15 protein-coding genes are annotated in these 14837 nt (G+C 73.1%); 4 read left to right on the top strand and 11 right to left on the bottom strand.

What is annotated here, in order from left to right; translation table 11 throughout:
* The first annotated feature begins 67 nt into the window (after nucleotides 1-67).
* Complete coding sequence (locus ACFY0O_RS26995) at nucleotides 68-766, top strand: MBL fold metallo-hydrolase (RefSeq protein ID WP_388951127.1); 699 nt, start codon at nucleotides 68-70, stop codon at nucleotides 764-766.
* A gap of 69 nt (nucleotides 767-835) precedes the next feature.
* Here ACFY0O_RS26995 and ACFY0O_RS26990 read toward each other — a convergent pair whose 3' ends face one another.
* Nucleotides 836-1852: an NUDIX domain-containing protein gene (locus tag ACFY0O_RS26990; protein WP_388951124.1), complete on the bottom strand. Its 1017-nt coding sequence runs from the start codon at nucleotides 1850-1852 to the stop codon at nucleotides 836-838.
* A gap of 195 nt (nucleotides 1853-2047) precedes the next feature.
* On the opposite strand from ACFY0O_RS26990, the gene ACFY0O_RS26985 reads away from it, so the two are divergent.
* Nucleotides 2048-3037, top strand: a complete 990-nt coding sequence (locus ACFY0O_RS26985; RefSeq protein WP_388951264.1) for a LacI family DNA-binding transcriptional regulator — start codon at nucleotides 2048-2050, stop codon at nucleotides 3035-3037.
* A gap of 308 nt (nucleotides 3038-3345) precedes the next feature.
* Here the strand turns inward: ACFY0O_RS26985 and ACFY0O_RS26980 are convergent, their stop codons facing one another.
* The 5 genes from ACFY0O_RS26980 to ACFY0O_RS26960 all read right to left on the bottom strand — a co-directional run bounded on the left by ACFY0O_RS26980 (nucleotide 3346) and on the right by ACFY0O_RS26960 (nucleotide 7977).
* On the bottom strand, nucleotides 3346-4644 hold the full coding sequence (locus ACFY0O_RS26980; RefSeq protein ID WP_388951122.1) for a DUF6986 family protein: 1299 nt from the start codon (nucleotides 4642-4644) through the stop codon (nucleotides 3346-3348).
* A 172-nt stretch (nucleotides 4645-4816) separates the two neighbouring features.
* Nucleotides 4817-5779 carry an electron transfer flavoprotein subunit alpha/FixB family protein gene (locus tag ACFY0O_RS26975; protein WP_388951120.1) on the bottom strand — a complete coding sequence of 321 codons (963 nt, stop codon included), beginning with the start codon at nucleotides 5777-5779 and terminating at the stop codon, nucleotides 4817-4819.
* Nucleotides 5780-5835: 56 nt separating this feature from the next.
* Nucleotides 5836-6621: an electron transfer flavoprotein subunit beta/FixA family protein gene (locus tag ACFY0O_RS26970; protein ID WP_045950473.1), complete on the bottom strand. Its 786-nt coding sequence runs from the start codon at nucleotides 6619-6621 to the stop codon at nucleotides 5836-5838.
* A 214-nt stretch (nucleotides 6622-6835) separates the two neighbouring features.
* Nucleotides 6836-7384 (bottom strand): flavin reductase family protein, encoded by a 549-nt coding sequence (locus ACFY0O_RS26965; protein ID WP_388951116.1) that lies wholly within the window; start codon nucleotides 7382-7384, stop codon nucleotides 6836-6838.
* 245 nt (nucleotides 7385-7629) lie between these two features.
* Nucleotides 7630-7977 carry a thioredoxin family protein gene (locus ACFY0O_RS26960; RefSeq protein WP_358894675.1) on the bottom strand — a complete coding sequence of 116 codons (348 nt, stop codon included), beginning with the start codon at nucleotides 7975-7977 and terminating at the stop codon, nucleotides 7630-7632.
* A 239-nt stretch (nucleotides 7978-8216) separates the two neighbouring features.
* Between ACFY0O_RS26960 and ACFY0O_RS26955 the strand changes: the two genes are divergently transcribed.
* On the top strand, nucleotides 8217-8939 hold the full coding sequence (locus ACFY0O_RS26955; RefSeq protein ID WP_388951112.1) for a lysophospholipid acyltransferase family protein: 723 nt from the start codon (nucleotides 8217-8219) through the stop codon (nucleotides 8937-8939).
* Here ACFY0O_RS26955 and ACFY0O_RS26950 read toward each other — a convergent pair.
* A complete protein-coding gene (locus ACFY0O_RS26950) occupies nucleotides 8923-9522 on the bottom strand; it encodes a CGNR zinc finger domain-containing protein (RefSeq protein WP_388951110.1) in 600 nt (199 codons plus the stop codon). The genes ACFY0O_RS26955 and ACFY0O_RS26950 overlap by 17 nt on opposite strands.
* 83 nt (nucleotides 9523-9605) lie before the next feature.
* On the opposite strand from ACFY0O_RS26950, the gene ACFY0O_RS26945 reads away from it, so the two are divergent.
* Nucleotides 9606-10850 carry an MFS transporter gene (locus tag ACFY0O_RS26945; protein WP_388951108.1) on the top strand — a complete coding sequence of 415 codons (1245 nt, stop codon included), beginning with the start codon at nucleotides 9606-9608 and terminating at the stop codon, nucleotides 10848-10850.
* On the opposite strand, the gene ACFY0O_RS26940 is transcribed toward ACFY0O_RS26945, so the two are convergent.
* The 4 genes from ACFY0O_RS26940 to ACFY0O_RS26925 all read right to left on the bottom strand — a co-directional run bounded on the left by ACFY0O_RS26940 (nucleotide 10786) and on the right by ACFY0O_RS26925 (nucleotide 14733).
* The gene (locus ACFY0O_RS26940) at nucleotides 10786-11385 is read right to left on the bottom strand and encodes a transglutaminase family protein (RefSeq protein ID WP_388951106.1); all 600 of its coding nucleotides are present in this window, start codon (nucleotides 11383-11385) and stop codon (nucleotides 10786-10788) included. The two genes, ACFY0O_RS26945 and ACFY0O_RS26940, sit on opposite strands and share 65 nt — an antisense overlap.
* Before the next feature lie 86 nt (nucleotides 11386-11471).
* Nucleotides 11472-12566 (bottom strand): threonine aldolase family protein, encoded by a 1095-nt coding sequence (locus tag ACFY0O_RS26935; RefSeq protein ID WP_388951103.1) that lies wholly within the window; start codon nucleotides 12564-12566, stop codon nucleotides 11472-11474.
* The gene (locus tag ACFY0O_RS26930; protein WP_388951100.1) at nucleotides 12545-13300 is read right to left on the bottom strand and encodes an SDR family NAD(P)-dependent oxidoreductase; all 756 of its coding nucleotides are present in this window, start codon (nucleotides 13298-13300) and stop codon (nucleotides 12545-12547) included. The genes ACFY0O_RS26935 and ACFY0O_RS26930 overlap by 22 nt, the downstream gene beginning before the upstream one ends.
* A gap of 26 nt (nucleotides 13301-13326) precedes the next feature.
* The gene (locus tag ACFY0O_RS26925) at nucleotides 13327-14733 is read right to left on the bottom strand and encodes a DUF6421 family protein (RefSeq protein ID WP_388951098.1); all 1407 of its coding nucleotides are present in this window, start codon (nucleotides 14731-14733) and stop codon (nucleotides 13327-13329) included.
* Nucleotides 14734-14837 lie beyond the last annotated feature (104 nt).

Here is a 14837-nt window from a genome sequence, read left to right as displayed (position 1 = left end):
CCTGGGCGTACTGCGCTCCTGGTGAACTCCCGTGCGCGGACCGGGTCCGCCCGCCTACGTTCGCCGTATGGATCTTGTCGAAGTACTCCCGAATCGGCTGCACATGCTGCGTTTCCCCATCGGTCAGGCCTATCTCTGGCAGGACCGGGGCGGGGAGGCCCTGACCCTGGTCGACTCCGGCCCGGCCGGGGCCGCCGACGCGATCGAGGGGGCGATACGTTCGCTCGGGCTCGCGCCGGAGCACCTGGAGCGGATCGTCCTGACCCACTGCCACCGCGACCACGTCGGCTCCGCCGGCGAACTCGCCGCCCGCCGGGGCGCGGAGGTGCTGGCGCACCGGCTGGACGCACCGGTGGTGCGGGGCGAGCGGCCGGTGCCGGAGCCGGTGCTGCTGGAGTGGGAGGTCCCGCTCTACGAGCACGGCCTGACCGTCCCGCCGGCCCCGCCGACGCCGGTCGACCGGGAGCTGGAGGACGGCGAGGTGCTGCCCTTCGGCGGCGGCGCGGTGGTGGTCCACTCCCCCGGGCACACCCCGGGCAGCATCGGCGTCCACCTGCCGGAGCACGGGGTGCTGTTCACCGGGGACTGCGTGGCGGGGGTGGGCGAGGTGATGCTGGGCGTCTTCAACACCGACCGCGCCGAAGCCATCGCCTCCTTCCACCGCCTGGCCGACCTGACCCCGACGGTGGCCTGCTTCGGCCACGGCGACCCGCGCACGGTGGACACGGCGCGGACGCTGAAGGAAGCGGCGGCCCAGACCGCCTGACCCCCGTTCACGCTGCGCGGGGCGGGGGGCCCGCCCCGCGCAGCGGCACTCCGCACCTGCCCGGCGGGGCTACGGCGTGGGTCGGCCCGCCTCCAGGTACAGCGGCCGCCCCCGCTCGCGCGCCCGCAGGGCCCACCGCAGCCGCTCGTGGCGCTGTGCCGGCAGCAGCTCCGCGGCCTCCGCCTCCGTGACGAACCGCCAGGCCCTCAGCTCCGGCCCCGGCAACCGCAGCCGCGCGGCCTCCGCCTCCGACAGCCGGCCCCCGTCGAACAGCAGCCGCAGCCCCCCGTACGCCGGGGACCGGGGGGCCTCCCAGTCGACCACCAGCAGCTCCGGCACCCGGTCCAGCGTCAGGGCCAGCTCCTCCGCGACCTCGCGTACCCCCGCCCGGCCCGGCGCCTCGCCCGGCTCGACGACCCCGCCGGGGAACTCCCAGCCCGGCTTGTACGTCGGATCCACCAGGAGCACCCGGTCCCGGTCGTCGAAGAGCAGCACCCCCGCCGCCACCGTCTCGCGCGTCGGCTCCGGGGTCTGCACGATGTCGCAGACCGCCGCCGTGTCCGTCGTGACGGCCTCGGCGATCCGCCGCGCCGTCTCCCGCGGGGTCAGGGGGCCGTTGTCGATGACGTGCGCGTCGGCCGTGAGCCACCCCAGCGCCTGCCGGTACGCGGGAATCCGGTCGTAGGCCCGCCGCCGGTCCCGCTCCTCCCCGCCGCCCTCTGCGATCCGCTCGCGCAGGATCGTTTCAGCCGGGGCCAGGAGCACGTGCCGTACGGGTATCCGGCGGGCGGCGAGCGCGCCGAAGATCTCGTCCCGGTACTCCTGGCGCAGCAGCGTCATCGGTACGAGCAGCACCCCGCCCACCTCCGCCAGCACCGCCGCGGCCGCGTCGACGACGAGCCGTCGCCAGCTCGGCAGGTCCTGGTGGTCGTCGACCTCGGCGAGGCGTTTGTCCGGCAGGAGGCGCCGCAGCGCCTCCCCGATGAGCTCCGGGTCGTACAGGGTGCTGTCCGGCAGCAGTCCGGCCAGTTCACGGGCCGTACTGGTCTTCCCGGCACCGATAGCGCCGTTGATCCAGACAATCACGTCTACCCCTCTCCCCTTTGCCTCGCCTCCGAAGCCCCCAGTGGCTTGCCCGCCCCACCCTGCCACGGAAACCCGCTCTCCGGCCGAGTGCATATCCTCGGGGTCACAGCGCCCCGCCGCCCCGCCCCCGGAGGTTGTCCCGTCGTGCCGCAGAACCGCCCCCCGTCCGAGCCCCGTTACGGCACCCGGCCGACCATGAAGGACGTGGCGGCCCGGGCGGGCGTCGGCCTGAAGACGGTGTCCCGGGTCGTCAACGGCGAGCCGGGGGTCACCCCGGACACCGAACAGCGGGTCCAGGACGCCATCGAGGCCCTCGGCTTCCGGCGCAACGACAGCGCCCGCGTCCTGCGCAAGGGCCGCACCGCCACCGTCGGCCTGGTCCTGGAGGACCTCGCCGACCCCTTCTACGGTCCCCTCAGCCGGGCCGTCGAGGAGGTGGCGCGCACCCACGGCGCCCTGCTGATCAACGGCTCCAGCGCCGAGGACCCGGACCGGGAGCGGGAGTTGGCGCTCGCGCTGTGCGCCCGCCGGGTGGACGGCCTGATCGTGATCCCGGCCGGCGACGACCACCGCTACCTGGAGCCGGAGATCCGGGCCGGAGTGGCCACGGTGTTCGTGGACCGCCCGGCGGGCGGGATCGAGGCGGACGTGGTGATGTCGGACAGCTTCGGCGGCGCCCGGGACGGGGTGGCCCACCTGATCGCCGCCGGACACCGCCGGATCGGCTTCATCGGGGACCACCCCCGCATCCACACCGCCACCGAACGGCTGCGCGGCTACCGTGAGGCGATGGCGCGGGCTGGCCTGCCGGTGTCCGGTTCCTGGGTCTCCCTCGGCTCCACCGCCCCCGAACGCGTGACGGCCGCGGCCCGGGCGATGCTGGCGGGCCCGGAGCCGGTCACCGCCGTCTTCGCGGGCAACAACCGGGTCACCGTCACCGTCGTACGGGTCCTCGCGGCGCTGCCCCGGCCCGTGGCCCTGGTCGGCTTCGACGACTTCGAACTGGCCGACCTGCTGCGCCCCGGCGTCACGGTGATCGCCCAGGACCCGGCGGCCCTGGGCCGGGTGGCCACGGACCGCCTCTTCCAACGCCTGTCGGGCACCGCCCTCCCGCCGACCCGCACCGTCCTCCCCACCCGCCTGGTCCCCCGCGGCTCGGGCGAACTCCCCCCGCTCACCGGATGAGCCCCCGCAGCCCGGGCACACCCACCCGGCGCCGCCGCCGGCTCCCGTGGAGGCACCGCTGGAGGAAGGCGGTGGGGAGTGTGGGACGGAGTTCTCGATCACACACCGCCTGGTCGGCCACACCCGCCTGGTCGTGGGACGCGGCCACCGGACGTCCGGTCGTGCCGCCCCTGTCCGGCCACGACAACGCGGTGAACACCGTGGCCTTCTCCCCGGACGGCACGCTGCCCGCGACCGCGAGCCGCGACCGCACCGTGCGCGGGCCCGCCCCCGGGTTTCCGGGAACGGGCCTGGCGGGCGGCGCGGGGTCAGGCCGTGGCCGTGAGGGTGGCCGAGCGGCGCGGGATGGCGAAGGCGTCGAGTTCGGCGCGGGTCAGGCCGGTCAGGGCGGTGACCTCGTCCGTGCCCACCGCGCCGCAGTCCAGGCCGCGGACCAGGTAGCCGGCCAGGGCCTTGGCGGTGGCCGGCTCGTCCATCACGTCGCCCTCGATCTTCGCCACGTACGCCTTCAGGCGCGCGGCGGCGGCTTCCAGGCCCTCGCGGTAGAAGGTGAAGACGGCCGCGTAGCGGGTCGGCAGGTGCGCCGGGTGCATGTCCCAGCCCTGGTAGTAGGCGCGGGCCAGGGCGCGGCGGGTCAGGCCGTAGTGGAGCCGCCAGGCCTCGTGGACCTGCTCGGTGGTGCCGACCGGCTTGACGTTGGTCGAGCCGTCCGAGACGCGTACGCCGGTGCCGGCGGCCGCCACCTGCATGATCGCCTTCGCGTGGTCGGCGGCGGGGTGGTCGCTGGCCTGGTAGGCGGCGGAGACGCCGACGCAGGCGCTGTAGTCGAAGGTGCCGTAGTGCAGGCCGGTGGCGCGGCCCTTGGCGGCCTCGATCATCCGGGCCACGGTGGCGGTGCCGTCGGAGGCCAGGATGGACTGGCTGGTCTCGATCTGGATCTCGAAGCCGATCCGGCCCGGGCGCAGGCCGCGGCTGGTCTCGAAGGCCTCCAGCAGCTTGACGAAGGCGCTGACCTGCTCGGCGTAGGTGACCTTGGGGAGGGTCAGGACGAGGCCCTCGGGGAGGCCGCCGTGCTCCAGGAGGCCGGAGAGGAAGACGTCCGTGGTGCGGATGCCGCGGTCGCGGACGTTGGACTCCATGCACTTCATGCGGATGCCCATGTACGGGGCGTTGGTGCCGTTGGCGAAGGCCTCCGAGACGAGGCGGGCGGCACGGGCCGCGGCCTGGTCCTCCTCCTCGTCGGAGCGGACGCCGAAGCCGTCCTCGAAGTCCACGCGGAGGTCCTCGATGGGCTCCGAGGCGAGCTTGGCGCGGACCCGGTCGTAGACCGGGACGGCCAGTTCGTCGGAGATGCCGAGCACCTTCGCGAAGGTGGCCGCGTCCGGGGCGTGCTCGTCCAGGGCCGCGAGGGCCTGGTCGCCCCAGGAGCGGATGGTGTCGGCGGCGAAGACGTCACCGGGTACGTAGACCGTGTGGATCGGCTGGCGGGTGCCGGGGTCGCCCGGGTAGTGGCGCGCGAGTTCCGCGTCCACCGGCGCGAGGGAGGCGCTGATGCCCTCGCTGACCGCGCCGGCGAGGCTCGTCGCCACCTTCTCCTGCTGACCCATCGTGCACTCTCCTCTTTTCCGCTTCACGGAAGCCTGGCTCCGCATAGCAGAATTTAGTCACGGGGTTCCGCTCAGTCAATGGTCCCTCCACCGCCTGGGACGAACGACTCGGGGCCGTGCGGTGACAATCACCACACGGCCCCGGAGGCAGCGGAAACGCCAGGTCAGGGATTTAGCCCTGGCGCGCCTTGATCTCGCCCGTCAGCTGGGGGACGACCTCGAAGAGGTCGCCGACCACGCCGTAGTCGACCAGGTCGAAGATCGGGGCCTCGGCGTCCTTGTTGACGGCCACGATGGTCTTCGAGGTCTGCATGCCGGCCCGGTGCTGGATCGCGCCGGAGATGCCGGCGGCGATGTACAGCTGCGGGGAGACCGACTTGCCGGTCTGGCCGACCTGGTTGGTGTGCGGGTACCAGCCGGCGTCGACGGCGGCACGGGAGGCGCCCACCGCCGCACCGAGGGAGTCCGCGAGGTCCTCGATGAGGTGGAAGTTCTCCGCGCCGTTGACGCCGCGGCCGCCGGAGACGACGATCGCGGCCTCGGTCAGCTCCGGGCGGCCCGTGGACTCGCGCGGGGTGCGGGAGACGACCTTGGTACCGGTGGCCAGGGCGCCGAAGGTGACGGCGAGCGCCTCGACGGCGCCGGCGGCCGGGGCGGCCTCGACCGCGGCCGAGTTCGGCTTCACGGTGATGACCGGGGTGCCCTTGGACACGCGGGACTTGGTGGTGAACGACGCGGCGAAGGCGGCCTGGGTCGCGACCGGACCCTCGTCACCGGCCTCCAGGTCGATGGCGTCGGTGATGATGCCGGAGCCGATGCGCACGGCGAGGCGCGCGGCGATCTCCTTGCCCTCGGCGGAGGAGGGGACGAGCACGGCGACCGGCGAAACGGCGTCGTACGCGGCCTGCAGGGCGTCGACCTTGGGGACGACCAGGTAGTCGGCGAACTCGGGGGCGTCGGCGGTCAGGACCTTGACGGCACCGTGCTCGGCGAGGACGGCGGCGGTGGCCTCGGCACCGGCGCCCAGGGCGACGGCGACGGGCTCGCCGACGCGGCGGGCCAGCGTCAGCAGCTCGAGGGTGGGCTTGCGGACGGCACCGTCCACGTGGTCGACGTAGACGAGAACTTCAGCCATGGGACTGCTCTCCTGCTTTACGAGGTGTCTGGGGGCTACTGGTGAGGCCGGAGCCCCTAGATGAACTTCTGGCCGGCCAGGAACTCGGCCAGCTGCTTGCCGCCCTCGCCCTCGTCCTTGACGACGGTGCCGGCGGTGCGGGCCGGGCGCTGCGCCGCGGACTCGACCACGGTGTAGGCACCCTCGAGGCCCACCTCTTCGGCGTCCAGGTCCAGGTCGGACAGGTCCCAGGACTCCACCGGCTTCTTCTTGGCCGCCATGATGCCCTTGAAGGACGGGTAGCGGGCCTCGCCCGACTGGTCCGTCACGGAGACGAGCGCCGGGAGGGAGGCCTCCAGCTGCTCGCTCGCGGAGTCGCCGTCGCGGCGGCCGGTGACCTTGCCGTCCTCGACCTTGACCTCGGAGAGCAGGGTGACCTGCGGGACGCCCAGGCGCTCGGCCAGGATCGCCGGGAGGACGCCCATGGTGCCGTCGGTCGAGGCCATGCCGGTGATGACCAGGTCGTAGCCGGCCTTCTCGACGGCCTTCGCCAGCACCAGGGAGGTGCCGATGACGTCGGTGCCGTGCAGGTCGTCGTCCTCGACGTGGATGGCCTTGTCGGCGCCCATCGACAGCGCCTTGCGCAGCGCGTCCTTGGCGTCCTCCGGGCCCACCGTCAGGACGGTGATCTCGGCGTCGTCGGCCTCGTCGGCGATCTGGAGCGCCTGCTCGACGGCGTACTCGTCGAGCTCCGACAGCAGACCGTCGACGTCGTCGCGGTCGACCGTCAGGTCATCGGCGAAGTGCCGGTCGCCGGTGGCGTCGGGCACGTACTTCACACAGACAACGATCCTCAGGCTCACGCCGGCTCTCCTACCGCATCGTCTTTTACTGATACCGCTACTGATACCGCCTTGTGGAGGCAGCATAGGCGCCTTCCGGCGCGGATCCCGGTCGGGGCGGGCCCCGCTCCGAAAGGAATGTTACTCGTCAGTACACAGTGGGTCTTCCCCGGTTGCAAGGCCGCCGAACTGTGATCTGGCCAACGCCGCCCGAACCGGTCCCAGCAGGGACGATTCAGTCGCGCAACGCGTTGAAGCGACCCTGGTGGTAGAGCAGGGGCCGGCCCTCGCCGGCGGGGTCCCCCGCCACGGCCTCCGCGATGATCACGCGGTGCTCCCCGGCGGGCACCCTCGCCACCACCCGGCACACCAGCCACGCCAGCACCCCGTCGAGCAGCGGCACCCCGTGCGGACCCGGAGCCCAGTCGGTGCCGGGCCCGAAGCGGTCGGCCCCGCTGCGCGCGAACAGTCCGGCGAGGTCGCGCTGGTGCTCCCCGAGTATGTGGACGCCGAGGTGGTCGCTGTCCCGTACCGCGGGCCAGCTGGAGGCCCCGGTGCCGATGGTGAACGAGAGCATCGGCGGATCGGCGGAGACGGAGTTGAGCGAGGTCGCGGTGAAGCCGGCGGGGCGGCCCCCGGTCTGCGCCGTGATCACGGCGACCCCGGCGGCGTGTCGGCGGAAGACGGAGCGCAGCAGTTCGGGCGAGCCGGGCAGGGGGGCGCGGCCGGGGTCGCCGAAGGGGGCGGCGGTGAGGGACGCGGGCGGGGCCGTCGGGGCCGTCATGGGGGGCCTTCCTTCTGCCGCGGGGTCGCGGGAGGGCGTTCGGGGATCGGGGTCGGTCGGGGGCGTTCAGTGATCCCAACAGCGCGCACTCGCGCATCGGCCGAGGTCCACATGGACCCGCCCGTGGAGCAGGAGTTCGTACCGCATGCCGCCAGCCTGGCGATCTCCCGTGTACACAGTCAAGCCGCAGCGGTCAGATGTCAGGCGCGTCACGCTGCGTGCGGGCGCGCGCACCGGCGCGGGCGTCACACCGCGGCACCCAGGGCGGCGATCACATCGGCCTTGCGCGGCATCCCCGCGGCCCGCCGGACGATCCGGCCCGCGCCGTCCAGGACGAACACGGTCGGGGTCTTCTCCACGCGCAGGGCGCGTACGAGCGCGAGGTTGCGCTCGGCGTCGATCTCGATGTGCTCGACCCCGTCCACCATCGCGGCGACCTCGGCGAGGATCCTGCGGGTGGCCCGGCAGGGCTGGCAGAAGGCGCTGGAGAACTGCACCAGGCTGGCCCGCTCCCCCGGCTCCCGGCCCAGTTCGGCGGCGCCGAGGCGCCCCTGTCCCGCCGCCGTCGCGGCGGCCTCCTCGTGCTCGGGCACGGCCGCTCCTGTCTACCCTGTCCCCATGTACGCACCGCCCCGGCCGCGGCCGGGAGGCTCTCCCTGTCCGAGCGCCGCCGTCACGCCGCGCATTCCCGGCGTGACGAGGATCTCCCCGTGCGCGGCCGTCCGGACTGGCCAGCGCGCCGCGTTTCGGGCACGATCCCCATGGTCGCGTACCTACGCTTCCGTAACTTCCGGCCGGGAGCACCTCCCCAGGCAGAAAGCGGGGTCTCCCCATGGCTGAGCTCGTCTACCCCCCGGTGATCGGCGCCGCGCACACCCTGTTCCGCGCGCTCGACATCCGCATCGACATGAAGGGCACCGAGAACATCCCGCGCAAGGGCGGGGCGGTCCTGGTGTCGAACCACATCGGCTACCTCGACTTCATCTTCGCCGGCCTGACGGCGCGGCCGCAGAAGCGCCTGGTGCGCTTCATGGCCAAGGAGTCGGTCTTCCGGCACAAGGTGTCGGGTCCGCTGATGCGCGCGATGAAGCACATCCCGGTGGACCGCCAGCAGGGCGAGTCCGCCTACCAGCACGCGCTGGACTCGCTGCGCTCGGGCGAGATCATCGGGGTCTTCCCCGAGGCGACGATCTCCCAGTCCTTCACCCTCAAGAGCTTCAAGTCGGGTGCCGCGCGCATGGCGCAGGAGGCCGGGGTGCCGCTGATCCCGGTGGCGCTGTGGGGCACCCAGCGGCTGTGGACCAAGGGTCGGCCGAAGAACCTCAAGCGCAGCCACATCCCGGTCACCATGCGGGTGGGCGAGCCGATCGACGCCCCCAAGGACCAGTACGCGGGGGCCATCACCCGCCGGCTGCGCGAGCGGGTGCAGGAGCTGCTGGAGGCGGCGCAGGCCGCCTACCCGGCCAAGCCGCAGGGCACCGAGGACTCCTGGTGGCTGCCGGCCCACCTCGGCGGGACCGCGCCGACGGCCGCGCAGGTCAAGGAAGCGGGCTGATCCCGGCCCCGGTCCCCCGCTCCGGCGCCGCCGCCTCGCGCTTGCGCCGCCGGTGGGCGGCGACCCGGGCGCGGGTGGCGCAGGTGGGCGTGCAGTAGCGGCGGGCGCTGCCCGGGCCGGTGCCGAGGAAGAGGCGCCCGCAGCCCGGCGCCGCGCAAGCGCCCCAGGCGATGCGCCCGTGTTCCGTGAGCAGCTGGGCGAGGGCGAGGGCGCCGGAGGCGAGGAACCAGTCCCCCCAGCGGGCGCCGTCGCCCCGGTCCACGTGCAGGTGCCAGGGGTGGCCGTCGTGCCGGGTCAGCCGGGGCCGGGTGCCGCACTCCTCCAGCAGTCCGTTGAGGGCTTCGGCCGCGCGGTCCTCGTCGGTCTCGGCGAGGACGCGTGCCATCCGGCGGGCCGCGGCGCGCAGTTCGGCCGCCTCCGGCTCCCCGAAGGCCTCCGGGGCCAGATCGGCCGGGTGCTCCCCGTGCCGGGCGAGCATGGCGGCGAGCTCGTCGCGGGGCAGGGCGGGGTCCGCGCGGACCGCCTCGGCCAGCTCGATCAGGCGGCCGGCCGCCGAGAACCCCGCCGCGGGCGGATCTGTCATCCCGGACTCCTTTCCCCCTACACCCGTCTGACGTAACGTCTTGCTCGCACAACACGTTACCGAACGCGGGAGGGGGTCCGCCGATGGGCGGGTTCGGGCGGTACCTGGCGGCGGCGCTGGCGGGGCGGTTCGCCTCCGAGGGCATGGGCATGGCGGTGGTGCTGCTGGCCCTGGAGCGGACGGGCAGCGCCGCGCACGGGGCGTTCGTGCTGACGGCCTGGATGGCCCCGCACGTATTGGCCGCGCCGCTGGCGGGCGCCGCCGCGGCGCGGGCGCGCAGGCCCCGCCTGTTCTACGCGGGCGCGCTGGCGGGGTTCACGCTCGCGGTGGCCGCGCTGGCGGCGCTGCTGGGGCGGGCCCCGGTGGCGGTGGTGCTGGCGGTGGCGGTGCTGGGCGGCTCGTGCGGGCCGGTGGTGACGGGCGGGCTGTCGAGCCTGGTCGCGGGGCTGGTGCCGGAGGGGACGCGACGGGACCGGGCGTACGGCTGGGACGCCTCGACGTACAACGCGGCCGCGGTGACGGCCCCCGCCGTGGTCAGCCTGGCGGGGGCGGCGGTCTCGGCGGGGCCCGCGATGGGGGTGCTGGCCCTGTCGGCGGCGCTGGCGGCCGCCCTGGCCGCCTCCCTGCCGTACCCGGGCCCACCCCCGGGCGCCGATTCCCCGCCGCGGGGGCCCCGGGCCGGGTTGGGGGCGGGGCTGGCCGCGCTGTGGCGGGTCCGGGACCTGCGGGCGATCACCTCGGCGACGACCCTGGCCTTCGTCGGCGTCGGGGCGCTGACCACCACCTCGGTGCTCCTCGCGCGGGGGCTCGGCAGCCCGGGCGCGGGCGGGGTGCTGATGACGGCCTTCGCGCTCGGCGCGCTGACGGGGTCCCTGACGCTGGGCCGGATGACCTCGGTGGCGCCGGGCCGGCTGGCCCGCTGGGCGATGGCGGGGACGGGGGTCGCGCTCGCGGCGGCGGCGTTCGCGCCCTCGGTCGCACCGGCGGCGGCCGCGTTCGCGGCGGCGGGGGTGTGCGACGGGCCGCTGCTGACGGCCACGCTGCGGATCCGTTCGGAGCACGCCCCGGGCGCGGTGCGGGCGCAGGTGTTCACCCTGGGGGCGGGGCTGAAGGTGACGGCGGCTTCCACGGGGGCCGCCCTGGTGGGGCTGGCGGCCGCCGCGCCGCCGTGGACGCTGCTGCTCGGGATCGCCGTGCTGCAGCTCGCGGCCGCCGCGCTGCACCTGCTGGTGGCGGGGCGCGGGCGGGTGGCGCGGGTGCCGGCTACAGGGACGTCGGGAGGTTCCGCCACAGCTCCGGCCGGTCGGCGGACTCCTGGAGGGCCTTGAGGGTGGCGGGGTGCGGGGCGTCGTACAGGCCCGGGTAGTCGATCTCGCCGAGTTCCGGCCGTACGGGGAAGGCCAGTTGCTCGCGGTCGAGGTTGAACCGGGCGTCGACCCCGGGCTTGTTGCCGCGGGCGTCGACCCGGGACCACTCCTCCCGCCCGGGCAGCCGCAGGGCGACGAGGCCGTGGACGACCAGGCCCGAGCTGTCGTCGCCGCCCAGCAGCTGGTAGCACAGCCCCGCGGGGATGCCCTGGGCGCGCAGGAGCGCGACGAGGGCGTGCGACTTGGCGTAGCAGATGCCGTTGCGGGTGGCCAGGACGTCGGAGGCGCGCCAGGTGACCCGCGGGTCGCCGGAGTCGGCGGAGTGCGGGATGGTGTCGCGGACGAGCTCGAAGGCCGCCTCGGCGTATGAATATGCACCGCCGGTGGAGGCCCAAAGGGTGTCGGCGGTCTCCTGCACCAGGGGATGCCAGTGGTCGATGGCCTCACTGGAGGCCAGATATGCGTGAACGTCGGGGTTCTGCTGGGTCAGTTGCATGATCCGCAGCATAGGCATGCCTCCGACCGTAGATCAATAAATTTACGGTCGGAGGCATACATATTCAGTTACCGAAGGGGCTGCGCCTAGCGGGCCAGCTCCTCCTTGAGCGCCTGGAGGAATCCGTCGACGTCTTCCTCCCGGGTGTCGAAGCTGCACATCCAGCGCACGTCGCCGGCCGCCTCGTCCCAGAAGTAGAAGCGGTACCGCTCCTGGAGCCGGCGCGTGACGTCGTGCGGCAGTCGCGCGAACACCGCGTTCGCCTGCACCGGGTAGAGGATCTCCACCCCGTCGGTCTCGCGCACGCCCGCGGCGAGCCGCTGCGCCATCGCGTTGCCGTGGCGGGCGTTGCGCAGCCACAGGTCCTTGGCCAGGAGCGCTTCGAGCTGCACCGAGACGAAACGCATCTTGGAGGCCAGCTGCATGGACATCTTGCGGATGTGCTTCATCTGCCGGACCGCGTCCGGGTTGAGCACCACCACGGCCTCGCCGAACATCATGCCGTTCTTGGTGCCGCCGTACGACAGCACGTCCACCCCGACCGCGTTGGTGAAGGTGCGCATGGGAACGTCGAGCGAGGCCGCGGCGTTGGCTATCCGGGCACCGTCGAGGTGCACCTTCATGCCCAGGGAGTGGGCGTGCTCGCAGATGGCCCTGATCTCGTCCGGGGTGTAGACCGTGCCGAGTTCGGTGTTCTGGGTGATCGAGACGACCTGGGGCATCGCCCGGTGCTCGTCCTCGAAGCCCCAGGCCTCCTGGTCGATCAGCTCGGGGGTGAGCTTCCCGTCCGGGGTGGGCACGGCCAGCAGCTTGATGCCGGCCATCCGCTCGGGCGCGCCGCCCTCGTCCACGTTGATGTGGGCGCTCTTGGCGCAGATCACCGCGCCCCACCGGTCGGTCATGGCCTGGAGGGCGACGACGTTGGCGCCCGTGCCGTTGAAGACCGGGAAGGCTTCGGCGTAGGGGCCGAAGTGGCTGCGGAACACCTTCTGGAGGTGCTCGGTGTAGTCGTCCTCGCCGTAGGAGACCTGGTGGCCTTCGTTGGCGAGGGCGACGGCCGCGAGCACCTCCGGGTGGACCCCGGCGTAGTTGTCGCTGGCGAAACCGCGCACCGCCGGGTCGTGGTGGCGGCGGGCGTCGGTCTTGCCGTTGTCGGTTCTCACGGTTGCGGAGTGAGCCACAGACGCTGTCCGTTCACATCGGAGGCGGGCCGCTCCCACACGCCGGCGATGGCCTCGGCCAGCTCCTTGACGTCGGTGAAGCCCGCGAACTTCGCATTGGGGCGCTCGGCGCGCATCGCGTCGTGCACCAGTGCCTTGATCACCAGGATCGCAGCCGCGGCGGACGGGCCGTCCTCGCCCCCGACCTTGCGGAAGGAGTCCGCCATGGCCAGGGTCCAGGCCTCGGCGGCCGCCTTGCCCGCGTTGTACGCGGCGTTGTTGGCGACCGGCTTGTGCGCGCCGGACTGGCTGATCAGGACGTACCGGCCGCGGTCGCTGCGCACCAGGGCGTCGTGGAAGGCGAGCGAAGTGTGCTGGACGGTGCGGATCAGGAGCTTCTCCAGGAGGTCCCAGTCCGCGAGGTCCACGTCGGTGAACGTCTTGCTGCCGCGCCAGCCGCCGACGAGGTGCACCAGGCCGTCGACCCGGCCGAACTCCTTCTCGGTCCGATCGGCCCAGGCCTTGGTGGCCTCCAGGTCGAGCAGGTCGACGGTGTCGCCGATGACGGTGGCGCCCCCGTGGGCGTAGCGGGCGGCGTCGACGGACTCCGCGAGGCGGGCCGCGTCGGCGTCGGACGCCACCACGGTGGCGCCCGCCTCGGCCAGGCGGAGCAGGGCGGCGCGGCCGGCGGGGCCACCGGCCCCGGCCACCGCCACCACCGCGCCCTGGAGCGGGCCGTTCCCGGAGCCGTTCATCTGTGCAGCCTCCTGAGGGCGAGTGCTCACGCGGCGGTCCGCGAGGCGTCGTCGGCGTTCTGGGGAGTGATGCCCTTGGTGGAGGCGATCACACCCTTGAGCTTCTTGGCGAGGGCCTCGTAGAACATGCTGAGCGGAAACTCGTCCGGAAGCACGTCGTCCACCAGCTTGCGCGGGGGCTGCGTCAGGTCGAGGGCGTCGGGGCCCTTGGCCCACTTGGAACCCGGGTGCGGGGCCAGGTAGGTGGAGACCAGCTCGTAGGCCTTGAACCAGTGGACCAGCTTCGGGCGGTCGATGCCCGCGCGGTACAGGTCCTCGATCTCGGCGCACAGCTGGTTGGTGACCTGCGGGGCACGCATCCAGTCGATCTTCAGCTTGTTGTCCGTCCAGCGCACGACGTCGTGCTTGTGGAGGTAGGCGAAGAGCAGCTGGCCGCCGAGGCCGTCGTAGTTGCGGTTGCGGTCGCCGGAGACCGGGAAGCGGAACATCCGGTCGAAGAGGACCGCGTACTGCACGTCGCGGCCGTGCTCGTTGCCCTCGGACTCGAGCTTCACGGCCTCCTTGAAGGCGGTGAGGTCGCAGCGCAGCTCCTCCAGGCCGTACATCCAGAACGGCTGGCGCTGCTTGATCATGAAGGGGTCGAACGGCAGGTCGCCGTGGCTGTGGGTGCGGTCGTGGACCATGTCCCACAGGACGAAGGCCTTCTCGCAGCGCTCCTGGTCCTCGACCATGCGGGCGATGTCCTCGGGCAGCTCGATGCCCAGGATGTCCACGGCCGCGCCGGTGACCTTGCGGTAGCGGGCCGCCTCGCGGTCGCAGAAGATGCCGCCCCAGGTGAAGCGCTCGGGCGCCTCGCGGACGGCGATGGTCTCCGGGAAGAGCACCGCGGAGTGGGTGTCGTAGCCCGGGGTGAAGTCCTCGAGGGTGATGCCGAGGAAGAGCGGGTTGTCGTAGCGGGTGCGCTCCAGCTCGGAGAGCCACTCGGGCCACACCATCTTCAGCACGACGGCCTCGAAGTTGCGGTCGAGGTTGCCGTTCTGGGTGTACATCGGGAAGACCACGAGGTGCTGGAGGCCGTCCTCGCGCTGCGAGGCCGGGTGGAAGGCCAGCAGGGAGTCGAGGAAGTCCGGCACCTGGAAGCCGTCCGCGACCCACTTGCGCATGTCGGCGACGAGCGCCTTGTGGTACTCGGCGGCGTGCGGCAGGAGCGGGGACAGGGTCTCGACCGCCTCGATGGCGCGCTCGACGACGGCCTCCACGTCGAGCGGGGCGGGGGCGCCCTCGGCCTCGAAGTCGATCGAACCGTCCTTGGCCTGCCAGGGGCGGATCTCCTCCACGGCGGCCTTGAGCTCGGGCCACGCCGGGTGGTCCACCACCCGCATCCCGGCGGTTATCACGGCCCCGCCGATGCCCGGCACAAGAGTTTCCGTCATGTCACTTCCTCCACAGGAGAACCTCGCGTTAAGACAGCGTATGCATGCGAGGCTCTCCCGCTCAAGAGGAAACTCGGGAAATTTTTCTGTAATACCCCCCACTC

The sequence above is a fragment of the Streptomyces sp. NPDC001594 genome (assembly GCF_042893675.1).
GTDB lineage: Bacteria > Actinomycetota > Actinomycetes > Streptomycetales > Streptomycetaceae > Streptomyces.
Note: the sequence above shows the minus strand (reverse complement) of the source record. Positions and strands in the feature narration are given on the sequence as shown.